We start from the raw sequence: 13,243 nt of genomic DNA, 5'->3' as shown, positions 1-13,243 counted from the left end.
CCAGTGTAAACGCCGGAACGTCACGATGCGAAAGCCTGCCCCATGAGCCAAGGTCCCAGCCCGTTCGGCGAAAGGCTGCGCCTCCTCGCCGTCACGCTCGTCGTCGTTCTGGCGGGGATCAGCCTGCGCCTCGTGCCCATGGGCTTGCCGGCGGGTGTGGTGAAATACGGCGGTTCGACCCTGTGGGGGGCCATGGTCTACGGCCTCGTGGCCGCGTTTGCGTTGCGCCCCCGAGGTCGCATCGTCGTCCTGGCCGCCCTCGTGGCACTGGGCGTCGAACTCGTCCGCCTCGTCCACGCGCCCGGGCTCGATGCCTTCCGGTCGACCCTGGCGGGCCAGCTTCTCCTCGGGCGGATCTTCTCGCTCTGGAACCTCGTCGCGTATGCCGTCGGCATCGCGGTCGCGGCACTGCTGGATTCCAGCGCGCGTCCCAGGCCGAGATGACTCCGGCGCCGTGCCGACGCCCGAGGAATCAGCGGCGAAAATCCTGCGGACCGATCCGGGCCGGGTTCAGCACGAACTCGCGCTGGCGGGTGGAGCCGTCGAGGCGGCCCTCGCTGCGACTGTCGGTGAAGTAATCGGTGCCCGTGAGGCCAAAGCCGCCGCCGTTCATCACGCTCGGGACCGGGATGGCGCGCGGGTCATCGGGGAGCGGCCGCCCCGTGGCATCGTCGGTCGGCAGGACGACCGGACCGGAAGCGCCGAGGTAGTGCATCTCGGCGAGCGCCGGCCCGGTGAGCCCGAGGGCGACGAGACCGGCGGCGAGGGCGGTGCGGGAGATCGGCGACACGGGCAGCTCCGGGGCGGACGGGATCGATGGGACGCTTCGGAGCACCATGGCGCAAACGGACCGGCTTGTCCGCGGCGTCCGGGTGTCGCCGGGCGATTCCCACCCGGTTGTCGACAAGGCGCGGGCCCGCGACCGGTCAACCCTTCGAGCGGATCACCACGTCGGACTCGCGCTGAACCGGGGTGCAGGTGGTGTAGAAGGCGTTGAGCACCGTGGGACGGGAGTCGCAGGCATAGCCGAGGCCGGGGGGCGGGGGCGGCACCGGGTCGCGGGCCACGATCGGCTTCGGGGCGCAGGCGCCGGCCGAGGCGGCAAGCGCCAACGCGGCCAGGAGGGTCAATCGGCGCATGCGTTCCTCTGCGAATGAACTCGCCACAACCCGGCGACCCTGCGGATGCCGGGCCGGGGTGACAAGCCGCGCCGGCCGCTCCGCTTCCGCTTTGCCGCGCCCTGTCGCCGCCGCGCAACAGGACGCGGCCGTGCACCAAGGCGCGGCGAGGCGGGTTCAGCCGGCCTTTGCGAGGTTCGTCGAGCCGGCCGGCGGCTCGGTGGGCGGCACCACGTTGTGGAGCGTGCGGTCGGAAGTTTCGAAGAACCGCCGGATGTTGCGCGCGGCTTGCCGGATGCGCTGCTCATTCTCGACGAGGGCGATGCGCACGAAATTGTCGCCGTGCTCGCCGAACCCGACACCGGGGGCCACGGCCACGTCCGATTTCTCGAGGAGGAGCTTCGAGAATTCGAGGCTGCCGAGCGCCTGGTACTTCTCCGGGATCGGCACCCAGGCGAACATCGAGGCCGAGGGGCTCGGGATCTTCCAGCCCGTCTTGTCGAAGGACTCGATGAGGGCATCGCGGCGCTTCTTGTAGATCGCGCGCATCTCCGCGATGCAATCCTCCGGCCCGTTCAGGGCGGCGGTGGCGGCGACCTGGATCGGCGTGAAGGCGCCGTAATCGAGGTAGGACTTCACCCGCGTGAGCGCCGCGAGCAGGCGCTCGTTGCCCACGGCAAAGCCCATGCGCCAGCCGGCCATGGAGAAGGTCTTCGACAGGGAGGTGAACTCCACCGTGCAGTCGATGGCGCCCGGAATCTGCAGCACGGAGGGCGGCGGTTCGCCGTCGAAATAGACCTCGGCATAGGCCAGATCCGACAGGATGATGATCTCGTGGCGCTTGGCGAAGGCGACGAGGTCCCGGTAGAAATCGAGGCTCGCCACGTAAGCCGTCGGGTTCGAGGGATAGCAGACCACGATCGCCACGGGCTTGGGGATCGAGTGCTGCATCGCCTTCTCGACGGCGGGGAAGAAGGCGGGCGTCGGCTCGGCCGGCACGGAGCGGATGACGCCGCCGGCCATGAGGAAGCCGAAGGCGTGGATCGGGTAGCTCGGGTTGGGTACCAGCACCACGTCGCCCGGCGCCGTGATCGCCTGGGCCATGTTGGCGAAGCCTTCCTTCGAGCCCAAGGTCGCTACCACCTGAGTGTCGGGGTTCAGGCTCACGCCGAAGCGGCGCTTGTAGTAGTTCGCCTGGGCGCGGCGCAGGCCCGCGATGCCTTTCGAGGAGGAGTAGCGATCCGTGCGCGGGCGCCCGGCGGTCTCCACCAGCTTGGCGATGACGTGCTTGGGGGCATCGAGATCGGGATTGCCCATGCCGAGATCGATGATGTCGGCGCCGTTGGCGCGGGCCTGGGCCTTGATCCGGTTCACCTGCTCGAAGACGTAGGGGGGCAGGCGCTTGATGCGGTGGAAGTCGGTCATGGCCTTCACGGTGTCCATGGGCGCGGATCGGGACCGAGGCGCGCGAAACGGCAGAGGGCGGGAGGAAGACGGGTCGTCCCCCGAAGAATCCGGGGTGGTCTATCACTTCGTGGGTTTGGCGCCGACCGTTATCTTTTTGGGTCGGCGGCCACGGAAAGTTCGGTGGACCGCTTCAGGGCGTCGCCGAGGCCGGCCTGGTCGCGCGACCCGCGCTCTCGGCCGAACGGCCCTGCGCCTCGTTGCGCCCGCGTGCACCCACGAGTTCGGCCTCCAACGCCTTCGTGCCCTCGGCCGACTTCGCCCGGATCGGACGGGCCGGCGCCGAGACACCGACGGGCAGGAAGTCGCCACCTTCTCTCCGCGACTCGGCCACGAAGGCGGGCGCAGCCGGTCCGGGCTGATAGGCAGCCTTCAGGGGATTGAGGTCGCTGGAGCACGCACCGGCGAGGCCCGCCACGGCCAAGAGGACGGCCGGGAGGCAGGCGGCACGGCCCAGCGGACGGGCTTGGACGGAGGGCCGGGGCATGACGGATGAGGGCCGATGAAATGCGATGCGATCTGGCGTAAGTTCGCGATGCCGCGTTAATTTGTCGGAAACGAGGCCCCGCGCTGCCGTCGCCCGCTCGCGGTGCCGGTCTCCCGCGAAGGCGTCTTCGACGAGGGAGAGTAGCTGCGTGACGACCGAACGGACGACGCCCCTGCCCGACATCGACGCCCTGTCGCGCAACGCCAGCCGGCTCATGGAGGAATTCGGACGTGCCGCCGCCGTCTACATGAAGCCCGTCGCGGAGGGCGAGGGCCTGCCGACGGCGCATGAGCCGCCCGAGGAGGTCAACGACGTGGTCCGGACGCTGGGCACCGTCGCCGAACGTTGGCTCGTCGATCCGCAGAAGACCGTGGAGGCGCAGGCCCGGCTCAGCGAGGCCTTCATCAGCCTGTGGGGCTCGACCTGGCACCGGTTCCAGGGCGAGCCGGCCCAGCCCGTGGCCGTTCCGGAGGCCAGGGACACCCGCTTCGCCCATGCCGAATGGTCGACGAACCCGCTCTTCGACTTCATCAAGCAGAGCTACCTCATCACCTCGCGCTGGGCCGAAGGGCTGGTGGACGAGGCCGAGGGGATCGACGAGCACACCCGGCACAAGGCGCAATTCTATCTGCGCCAGATCGTCGGCGCCCTCTCGCCCTCGAACTTCGTCCTGACGAACCCCGAGCTCATCCGTCACACCCTCGAAGAGAACGGCGCCAACTTGGTCCGCGGCATGAAGATGCTCGCCGAGGACATTGAGGCCGGCAAGGGGCAGCTACGCGTGCGCCAGACCGACCCGTCGGCGGGCTTCGAGGTCGGCGTCAACGTCGCCGTGACGCCCGGCGAGGTGGTGTTCCGCAACGACCTGATGGAGCTGATCCAGTACGCACCGACCACCGAAACGGTGATCAAGCGTCCGTTCCTCATCGTGCCGCCGTGGATTAACAAGTTCTACATCCTGGATCTCAACCCGGCGAAAAGCCTCATCGCCTGGATGGTCTCGCAGGGTCTGACGGTGTTCTGCATCTCGTGGGTGAACCCCGACGCGCGCCACGCCGACAAGGATTTCGAGAGCTACATGCGCGAGGGCATCGAGGCGGCCATCGACGCCATCGGGGTCGCCACGGGCGAAAGCGAGGTCGCGGCGGCGGGCTACTGCGTCGGCGGCACTCTGCTCGCCGTCACTCTCGCGATGCAGGCCGCCACCGGCAACAAGCGGATCAAGAGCGCCACCTTCCTCACCACCCAGGTCGACTTCACCCATGCGGGCGACCTCAAGGTGTTCGCCGACGAGGAGCAGATCCGCCTCATTGAGGCGCGTATGAAGAAGCGCGGTTACCTCGAGGGCACCGGCATGGCCACGGCGTTCAACATGCTGCGGCCCAACGATCTCATCTGGTCCTACGTCGTGAACAACTACGTGAAGGGTAAGACGCCGATGCCCTTCGACCTCCTGTACTGGAACGCCGACGCGACCCGGATGCCGGCGGCCAACCATTCGTTCTACCTGCGCAACTGCTACCTCGAGAACACCCTGGCGCAGGGCAGGATGATGCTCGGCAACGTGCGTCTCGACCTGAAGAAGGTCACCGTGCCGGTCTTCAACCTCGCCACCCGCGAGGACCACATCGCCCCGGCCCTGTCGGTGTTCGAGGGCTCGACCAAGTTTGGCGGCCCCGTCGATTACGTGCTCGCCGGGTCCGGCCACATCGCCGGGGTGGTGAATCCGCCATCCAAACCGAAATACGGTTTCTGGACCGGTGGTCCCGTGAGCGGCACCCTGGACGCGTGGATCGCGGCCGCGACGGAGACCAAGGGGTCGTGGTGGCCGTACTGGTTCTCGTGGCTCGAGCGCCAGGCCCCTGCGCGTGTCCCGGCGCGGGTGCCGGGCGAGGCCGGCCTGCCCTCGCTCGGTCCGGCGCCGGGCACCTATGTGCGGATGAAGGCCTGAACACCGATCCCCGTGCCCGGGGGCGGTCCATGGTCGATTGCCCGATTTCGCCGAGAGGAAGCCGGCGCCCTCCACGACATTTGCGGATCCGGCCCCTCCCCCGCCATGGGGGAGGATCTGCGCCGGCGTTCCGCGTGCTGATTAGTACTTTCGTACGACAGGGGCGCCGACCGGCGCGACGACGTCTCCGAACACATAGCGGAAGCCCACCGAAACCAGGTCGGCGCTACCCTCGGCCACGCCCGCGAAGGCGATGTTCTGGACGTTGTAGTCGCGGCCAACGCCCGCAAGGATGCGGCCCTTGTCGAGGAACAGGTGCGAATAGGCGGCGTGCAGGGTGAGCTTCTCGTTCCAGCGGTAGCTCGCGCCAACGGAGACGTTGACGCGGTCGCTGTCCGGAAGGCGCACGGACCGGTTCGAGAAGTCGATGGGCGATTCCTCGTAGGCCACGCCCGCCCGCAGGGTGAGGGCCGGCGACCAGTCGTACTCGCCGCCCACGGAGTAGGTGAAGCCGTCCTTGTAGTTCAGGGGCAGGACGTTCACCGGCACGCCGCGCGTCTTCGAAACGATGCCGATGGTGCCGAGCCGGGTCCAGTTGTCCCACTCGAAACCGAGGCTGACGCGGGCCACGGGCGAGATCGCCTGGGTGAGGCCGACGCTGAGCTTCTCAGGAGTGTTGAGCTTGGCGGTGACCTGCCCGCCCAGCGGCGCCAGGGCGAGGAGCGGGACGCCGATGGAGCCATCGATGTCGTGATGGACCGAGGAGCGGTAGCCGATACCCAGGGCGGTGCCCGCCCAAGGCGTGATGAGGGCGCCCGCCGTGAAGCCGACGCCCCACGAATCGCCCTTGAGGAACGCGCTCGGTAGCGCCGCCGGGTTGATGGGAAGCGGTACGGCCTGTCGCAGGGTGAGGCGGAAATACTCGATGTTCGGCCCGGCCGCGACGGACAGCCACTCGTTGACCTTGAAGCCGATGACCGGATTGAAGGCGAGGGTGAAGATCCGGTTCGAGCGGCCGTAGAGTTCGCCGGCCCAGACGTTGCGGGCCTTGGTGACGAGGCCGAACGGGGCGCCCGTCTGCAGGCCGATCCAGAGCCGTTCGTTGATCTGGTACGAGGTGGCGCCGGCCGGCACGATCGCGCCCTGGCCGATGTCGTTGCTGCCGCCCAGGGGCAGGAAGGCCGGGTTGGTCCCCGCCTGCGGAGTGATCCGCCCCGACAGGCCGATGAAGCTCAGGTTTTCTTCCTTGACGAAGCCGGGCCGCATGGTCACGACGGCCGGGTTCCAGAACATCGACGAGATGCCGCCCGAGCCGGACGCGGCTCCGGCGAAGGCCTCGCCCTGGGCCTCTGCGCTCTGCTCGCGGATGCCGAAGGCTCCGGCGGAGGCCCCGGCGATTCCCCCCAGCAGGATTGCCGTCGAGACGCCCGCGCGAGCGATGGACCGAATCGTACCTGACATGGCTCTGCTCCCCCATCCCTTGGAACGATGCTCGAAATCGGCATCTTGAGTTTGAGAGTGGCGGACTTGGTGCGACTTCGCAAACGGCGGAATATCAATTCTTCTATATTGATATATTCAGCAAATGAAGAAACGAGCGAGTAATCGACTTTTCTTCCATGTAACCGCGCTGCACGGGTCGATTTTGGTTTAGATGTAAACCTTCTCGGGTACGCACCATTGTTCCGCACAAAAGTGATCGCTTCCTGCTTTCCGTTGAGGGGTGTCGCATTCCGGAGACACTTGTCTGGGCCGGGCATTCCACGTCGTGCCCGCGACCCTTTCTGCATCCACCCTTGCGGCCGCGGCTCGGGTGAGCGATGCCGTGCCGGAACCTGTGCGGACAGGACGTGTGCGGAGGAGTGCGCGATGAAGCTGATGCGGCATGGGGCGAGCGGCGACGAGCGGCCGGGGCTCGTGGATGCGCAGGGCGGCCTGCGCGACCTGTCGGGTCACGTGCGCGATATCGCAGGGCTCGCCCTCTCGCGGGACGGGCTTGCCCGCCTGCGGGCCATCGATCCGACGAGCCTCCCTCTCCTCGCTCCCGACACCCGCCTCGGCCCATGCGTCGGCGGCACCGGCAACTTCATCGCCATCGGCCTCAACTACGCCGACCACGCCGCCGAGATCGGCGCCGACATCCCGGCCGAGCCGATCGTCTTCAACAAGGCGCCGTCCTGCATCGTCGGCCCGAACGACCGGATGATCCTGCCGAAAGGCTCGGCGAAATCCGATTGGGAGGTGGAGCTCGCCATCGTGATCGGAGCACGCGCCTCCTACGTCCACGCCAACGAGGCGCTCAACTACGTGGCCGGCGTTTGTCTCTGTAACGATCTGTCCGAGCGTGAATTCCAGATGGAGCGTGGCGGAACCTGGACCAAGGGCAAGGGCTGCCCGACCTTCGGCCCCATCGGCCCCTGGCTCGTCACCCTCGACGAGATCCCCCGGCTCGACGATCTCGGCCTTTGGCTCGACGTGAACGGCGAGCGGATGCAGACGGGCTCGACGCGCACGATGATCTTCGATGTCGCCCAGATCGTCGCCTACCTGTCCCACTTCATGATGCTGATGCCGGGCGACATCATCACCACGGGCACGCCCCCCGGCGTCGGCATGGGCATGAAGCCGCCACGCTACCTGAAGAACGGCGACGTGATCACGCTGGGGATCGACGGACTCGGCACCCAGCGCCAGGAGGTGGTGGCCTTCGACGACTGGACCGCCAAGGTGGCAGCCGGCGAGCCGACCCACTGAACCGGTCCCGGCCTTGATTTTTCGGGTGGAATTCGCCTTGTGGAGCCATGATCGAGACGATGACTGAGACTTCGGCCGCCCGCCCCGTCCTGGCGACTTCCGCGATCCGGCATGACTGGACCGTGCCGGAGATCCAGGCGATCCACGACCTGCCGCTCCTCGACCTCGTCTACCGGGCGGCGGAGGTGCACCGCGCCCACAACGACCCGGCCGACATCCAGCGGGCGAGCCTTCTGTCGATCAAGACCGGCGGCTGTCCCGAGGATTGCGCCTATTGTCCGCAATCGGCCCACCACAAGGAAGCCGGCGTGCCGCGCGAGCGGCTGATGCCCGTGGACGCCGTGCTGAAGGAGGCCGCCGCCGCCAAGGCATCGGGCGCGCACCGCTTCTGCATGGGGGCCGCTTGGCGCCAGCCCAAGGATGGCCCCGAATTCGATGCCGTGCTCGCCATGGTGCGCGGCGTGCGCAACCTCGGCATGGAAGCCTGCGTGACCCTGGGGATGCTCAATCCCTCGCAGGCGGCGCGCCTCGCCGAGGCGGGACTCACCTCCTACAACCACAACCTCGACACGGGCCCAGAATTCTACGGCGACATCATCTCGACGCGGACCTACGAGGACCGGCTGACCACCCTTCAGAACGTGCGCGATGCCGGCATCGGCGTCTGCTGCGGGGGCATCGTCGGCATGGGCGAGGGCGTGACGGACCGGGCCTCCATGCTGCAGGTGCTGGCCAACCACGCGCCTCACCCCGAGAGCGTGCCGATCAATGCCCTCGTGGCCGTGGCCGGTACCCCCCTGGCGGAGCGCCCCGCCGTCGATCCCCTCGACCTCGTGCGCATGTGCGCCACCGCCCGCATCGTGATGCCGCGCGCCCGCGTGCGCCTCAGCGCCGGGCGCAAGGACCTCACCCGCGAGGCGCAGATCCTGTGCTTCCTGGCCGGCGCCAACTCGATCTTCTACGGCGAGCGCCTGCTGACCACGGAGAACAACGAAACCGACGCCGACGCTGAACTCCTGCGCGACCTCGGCATTACCGTGCCGGGCCTGACCCTCGCGGCGGCCGAGTAACCGGCCGTAAGCGAAACGGGCGGGGTTGCGAAGCGATCCTCCCTTGGGCGTCGGACAAGGCCAGACGCCTTGTTGGGGCCGCCGACCCGCGCCGCTCGCCCGGACCCGCCACGGGTTCGGCCTAAGGAATCCATCCTCCCTGGAGCCGGGGGGTGGATCAGGACCGTTTCCCGGCCGGCAGCGTGATGCGGAACTGCACGCTGGACTGGGTATGGTCGAGGGAGATGATGCCGCCGTTGAGGGCGATGAGTTCGGCCGCGATGGAGAGGCCGAGGCCGGTTCCCCCCGGCCGGGTCGAACCCTTGAATGGCGCGAACAGGTGTTCACGCGCCCGCGCCGGTAGGCCCGGCCCGTTATCTGTCACCAGGATCGTCACCCTGTCGCCTGTCCGGCCGGCCTCGAGGGTAACAAGGGGCGTGGACGACGGTTCGGCCTGCATGGCCTCCACGGCATTGCGCACGAGGTTGGCCAGGGCCCGGGAGAGCTGCTCTGGATCGGCGTGGACTGTGATGTCGGGCGCGCAGATCTCCCGAAAGACGACGGGGCAGTTCGGCCCGCGACCGGACATGTCGGCCTGATCCGCCAGGAGTGGAGCCAGGAGGAACGTCCGCTTCTGGGGGTGGCGCTCCGTCGCCCGGCCGTAGGCCAGCGTCTCCTCGCAGAACCGGATCGCCCGGCCGAGGGTCGCCACCAGGCGAGGCGCAACGCGCTGCACCACCGGATCGGTTACCCCTTCCAGACGGTCTCCGAGAAGCTGGGCCGTGGTGAGTAGGTTACGCATCTCATGGTTGATCTTGCTGACCGAGAGGCCGAGATCGGCCAAGTGCCGCTTGGCCCGCAACTCCTCCGCCAACGCCATCTCCATCTGCGCCAGAGCCACCTCGGCATCCCCGACCTCGTCGTTGCGCCCCGACGGGACGATGACGCGATTCGTCGCCTCTGGATCGCCTGCGAACGCGGTGATGTTCGAGACGAGGAGCCGCACGGGCCGGACGATGACACGCTGCAGGACGAGGAACACGAGGCCGGCGACCACGGCGGCGACGATCATGGACGTGCCGAGCAGGCGCAGGCAGAACTTCACCATGGCTCGGCGCAGGGGTGTTTCGTCGAGAATGATCTCCACGGGAGCGAACCCGTCTCGACGCTTGCCGATGACCCGAATGGGCCCCTGCGCCGGCTGAAACAGGGTCGACCAGGCCCCAGCGATGGAGTGCGTCCAGCCGTTGGACTGGAGGTCGACAACGTGGGACACGGTATCGGGTGGCGTCTCGCGGGCGATCACCTTACGGGTCTCGCCGGAGACGATGACGGCACTGGCGCCGACGCCCGTCAGCAGCCTGTCGATGAAGTCGTTCGGGGCGGTTTGACCTGGTGAGGCATCGACCACGAGGGCGGCCACATAGGCGGCCGCGATCCGGTCCGAGAGCCACATCACCCGGTAGTTCGCCACGGTAGGCACGTAGATTAGAATTTCGCACAGGCCGACGAGCGCGACTGTGAGGAGGAACACCCGGCCGGATAGGCCGAGCCTCGGTAGGGACGCCCGCCTCGCCGCCGCGTGGACAAGCGGTGTCGAGCCCGCCGAAAAAGCCTCGTGTTCGGAGCCGCGGGACCTCATGGAGACGTTCAACCTCGGTCGCCCTACGGCGCTGGCTCGTGACGGATGCTAGCGACGAACGGTCCGCGCGGGACGGTGTTCGAAGGTGGGCCGCCGAGGCGAGGCGATGCGGCCCCGTCTTGAAACGGTGGCGGATCGCCCCGGCCCGCGCGGCGGTCGAGCGAAGCTCGTACCGATCGTCGCGGAGAGATCGACGGAGACGGTTCGTCACCGTCCGTGAAAACCAACCTGTGATAGTCTAATACAGATCCGCGCGGACGAAAATGGTCCCGTGTCCTCGGGTAACGCTTATATCTGCGTCTGCCACTTCGGCCTGAAGGGGGGCGATCTGGACACGCCACGGCCTACGCGTGCTCTCTCGCAAGGCGGCGGCGCAGGAGCACGGACAGGAGGGCGAAGGCCGCGAGGGCAGCGAGGCCGGCGAGCATCGTCGGGGTGATGAGGCTGCGCAGGGTCAGAGCCTGCCCACAGCGCGTGCCGTCGCCGAGGGCACAGGCGGCCAGCGCGGCCTCGTGCGTGGCCACCACCTCCTCGATGGCGGCGCCCGTGGTGGCGTAGACGAGGGCGCCGGGCGTGAGGCCTAGGATCGTCGCGAGGAAGAAGGTCCGCAACGACACGCCGAAGGCCGCCGGCGCGAGATTGGTCAGCCAGAACGGGAAGATCGGCAATAGACGCAGGAAGGTGATGTATCCGAACGCATCCCGCCGAAACCCTTCGGCGAGGCCTGCGAGGCGGGGGCCGGCCCGGCGCCGGAGCAGCTCCGAGGCCGGCCCCCGTCCAATGGAGAACACGATGGCCGCCCCCATGCTCGCGGAGGCTACGGCGATGAGAGCGCCTGGAACGATGCCGAACAGGAAGCCGCACAAGACCGTGAGAAACAGGGTCGCCGGCACGGAGACCACGACGGCGCCGACATAGGCCAAGATTGCCGCCGCCATGGCCCCGGTGGGGTTGCGGGCCACTGCGTCGCTCAGCCATGCGCGTGAGGCGAGGAGCGTGTCCAGGTCGAGGAGACGGGTGATACCTGAAGCGAGGATCGCGAGGGACGTGGCGATCATCGCTGCGATAGGCAGCCAGCGTAGGACCCGGCGCCACCGTGCGCGCGGCGCATCCGCACCGTCCGTTTCATCTGACGTCATCGGGCCCGTCTGCTCGGCGTACGAAGTTGCGGTGTTGTAACGGTGACGCGTCGCGAATTCGACTCCCCTTCGACCGACGAAAAAAAGCGCCGCCCCGAGGGGCGACGCCTTTTTTCGTTCCCTGATACCAGGTCGATCTTAGTAGCGATTCGCCAGGGGCGAAGTTGGATCGAGGATCGGGTCGAGGCCGGAAAAATCGATGTTGCGGATCGCGCTCGACCGCGCACCGATGAACGGCCCATTGGTAATGGGATCGGGCAGGATGCCCGTGCCGAAGCGGTCGTTGCGGCCGTAGGGCGGGGAGTTCAGGTAGCTCGCCGCGATGAGCTGCGGGTTCGTAGCCGGGTTGCTCACGGAGCCGTTGTTGGCTTCGACAACGTTGCCGGCATCGAGCCAGGAGCGCGGGCGAATACGGATCGGCAGCGGCTGACTCACCCGCACACCAGCGGGAGCGTAGCGGCCCTGGGCCTCGGCGGCCGTGTTGAGTCCGACGCCGGCGAGGGTCAGGGCGCCCATCAGGGCAATCGTAGCAGAGCGCATGATGCACCTTGTTCAAATCTGGAGAGGATGTGTAGGCCGAACCTCTTAAGAAACTCAGCCGTCCTGTTGTGGTGTTGACGTTCGAGGCGCCGCCTTAGTTCCCAGATTATGGCCGCGCTTGCACGATTCGCCGCAATCTGGCCTCAATTTTTCGCGGGGCCGCCGGTGTCAGGGAGCCAGTGCGCGTGTCGGGTGCCGGCCGGCAGGCCGGATCGCGTCGGCCCGCGAAGCCGGGTGGTTCGAGCCCCGCGGGCACGAGGGCATCGAGGGCGCAGGCCACGGCGCGGGGCTCCGGGGCTTGGCCGAGGGGGGCGCAGAGCCATCCCTCGAAGCGGAAGGCGTCCCCGGCCGATCCGGAGAAACCGGTGCAGACGCGGTCGAGGGAGCCGCTGAAGGTCGCTTCCAGGGTCTCGACGGCACCGAACTTGGTTTCGATGCGTCCGCGCTCGCCCGTGCGGATCACCGAGAGGCCGGGGCCGTCGGCGGCACGCCGCGCCAGGGCAACGAACAGGGTGCGGGCCGGCGCGCCCGGTCCGGCCTCACCGACAATGAGGCGCAGGTGGGGCGCCTCGAGGGTCGGGAAGGCGCCTTGGCTGAAGGTCTCCTCGCGCCGGCCACCGGCATCGATGCGGACGCCCTCGGCCCGCGCCGGCTCCAAGCTGTCCGAAGCGTCGAGGCGGAATCGCGGTGCCGTGACGACGGTCGGTATGGCCGCACGGACCACGGGACCGATGCTCGGCACGAACGGCGTCAGGGCCTCGGAAACGGGCGTGGCGTCAGTGCCCCGGCGTTCACCCGGTTGGCGGGCCTCTCGGGCGAACAGGCTGAGGCCGGCGATGGCGGCGGCGGCGCAGGCGAGGCGGGTGAACAGGCGCAGCCCGGAAGAGGGCTGCCTTCGGAGGGCCGTCCGGTCCGCTTCGTCGTCGCTCGTTACCCACTGCCGCAAACCGTATCCCTCCAGCCGTTCTCGGAGGCGATCCTCGGCGGCCGGGCGATACGATCCGGTTTCGACCGTGCGCGGCGGCGCGGGTTTCGGTCGTCGCGGTGAATCGCGTCTTAAGGACGGCAGGGCCGGGTCAGAGCCCTCGGCGAAAGGGTT

General features: G+C 68.2%; 13 protein-coding genes. 4 read left to right on the top strand and 9 right to left on the bottom strand.

Annotated features, from left to right (window positions below):
- The first annotated feature begins 42 nt into the window (after window positions 1–42).
- Window positions 43–444, top strand: coding sequence for a ribosomal maturation YjgA family protein (locus tag MFF01_RS10430; RefSeq protein WP_238224927.1), 402 nt, complete (start codon window positions 43–45; stop codon window positions 442–444).
- A 28-nt stretch (window positions 445–472) separates the two neighbouring features.
- Here the strand turns inward: MFF01_RS10430 and MFF01_RS10425 are convergent, their stop codons facing one another.
- From MFF01_RS10425 to MFF01_RS10410, 4 genes are all read right to left on the bottom strand, one after another.
- On the bottom strand, window positions 473–790 hold the full coding sequence (locus tag MFF01_RS10425) for a hypothetical protein (protein WP_238224925.1): 318 nt from the start codon (window positions 788–790) through the stop codon (window positions 473–475).
- A 136-nt stretch (window positions 791–926) separates the two neighbouring features.
- On the bottom strand, window positions 927–1,139 hold the full coding sequence (locus MFF01_RS10420; RefSeq protein ID WP_238224924.1) for a hypothetical protein: 213 nt from the start codon (window positions 1,137–1,139) through the stop codon (window positions 927–929).
- 156 nt (window positions 1,140–1,295) lie between these two features.
- A complete protein-coding gene (locus MFF01_RS10415; protein WP_238225037.1) occupies window positions 1,296–2,543 on the bottom strand; it encodes an LL-diaminopimelate aminotransferase in 1,248 nt (415 codons plus the stop codon).
- Between the two features lie 172 nt (window positions 2,544–2,715).
- A complete protein-coding gene (locus tag MFF01_RS10410; RefSeq protein WP_238224922.1) occupies window positions 2,716–3,069 on the bottom strand; it encodes a hypothetical protein in 354 nt (117 codons plus the stop codon).
- Between the two features lie 148 nt (window positions 3,070–3,217).
- Here MFF01_RS10410 and MFF01_RS10405 point away from each other — a divergent pair, with 148 nt between their 5' ends.
- Window positions 3,218–5,020, top strand: coding sequence for a PHA/PHB synthase family protein (locus tag MFF01_RS10405; protein ID WP_238224914.1), 1,803 nt, complete (start codon window positions 3,218–3,220; stop codon window positions 5,018–5,020).
- A 141-nt stretch (window positions 5,021–5,161) separates the two neighbouring features.
- Here MFF01_RS10405 and MFF01_RS10400 read toward each other — a convergent pair whose 3' ends face one another.
- A complete protein-coding gene (locus tag MFF01_RS10400; protein WP_238224912.1) occupies window positions 5,162–6,481 on the bottom strand; it encodes an OmpP1/FadL family transporter in 1,320 nt (439 codons plus the stop codon).
- Between the two features lie 408 nt (window positions 6,482–6,889).
- On the opposite strand from MFF01_RS10400, the gene MFF01_RS10395 reads away from it, so the two are divergent.
- Together MFF01_RS10395 and bioB are read left to right on the top strand one after the other, a co-directional pair.
- Window positions 6,890–7,774, top strand: a complete 885-nt coding sequence (locus MFF01_RS10395; RefSeq protein ID WP_238224909.1) for a fumarylacetoacetate hydrolase family protein — start codon at window positions 6,890–6,892, stop codon at window positions 7,772–7,774.
- Window positions 7,775–7,833: 59 nt separating this feature from the next.
- Window positions 7,834–8,844 (top strand): biotin synthase BioB, encoded by a 1,011-nt coding sequence (bioB, locus tag MFF01_RS10390; protein ID WP_373319722.1) that lies wholly within the window; start codon window positions 7,834–7,836, stop codon window positions 8,842–8,844.
- 157 nt (window positions 8,845–9,001) lie between these two features.
- Here bioB and MFF01_RS10385 read toward each other — a convergent pair whose 3' ends face one another.
- From MFF01_RS10385 to MFF01_RS10370, 4 genes are all read right to left on the bottom strand, one after another.
- The gene (locus tag MFF01_RS10385) at window positions 9,002–10,357 is read right to left on the bottom strand and encodes a sensor histidine kinase (protein ID WP_238224905.1); all 1,356 of its coding nucleotides are present in this window, start codon (window positions 10,355–10,357) and stop codon (window positions 9,002–9,004) included.
- Window positions 10,358–10,809: 452 nt separating this feature from the next.
- Window positions 10,810–11,604, bottom strand: coding sequence for a TVP38/TMEM64 family protein (locus MFF01_RS10380; protein ID WP_238224903.1), 795 nt, complete (start codon window positions 11,602–11,604; stop codon window positions 10,810–10,812).
- A gap of 138 nt (window positions 11,605–11,742) precedes the next feature.
- Entirely contained in the window at window positions 11,743–12,144 is a 402-nt protein-coding gene (locus MFF01_RS10375; RefSeq protein WP_238224901.1) for a hypothetical protein, read from the bottom strand.
- Window positions 12,145–12,250: 106 nt separating this feature from the next.
- Window positions 12,251–13,090, bottom strand: a complete 840-nt coding sequence (locus tag MFF01_RS10370; RefSeq protein ID WP_238224900.1) for a hypothetical protein — start codon at window positions 13,088–13,090, stop codon at window positions 12,251–12,253.
- Window positions 13,091–13,243: the final 153 nt, after the last annotated feature.

It is taken from the genome of Methylobacterium adhaesivum, from assembly GCF_022179065.1.
Classification (GTDB): Bacteria; Pseudomonadota; Alphaproteobacteria; order Rhizobiales; family Beijerinckiaceae; genus Methylobacterium; species Methylobacterium adhaesivum.
The sequence above is the reverse complement of the archived record's forward strand: the minus strand, read 5'-3'. Positions and strand labels throughout refer to the sequence as shown.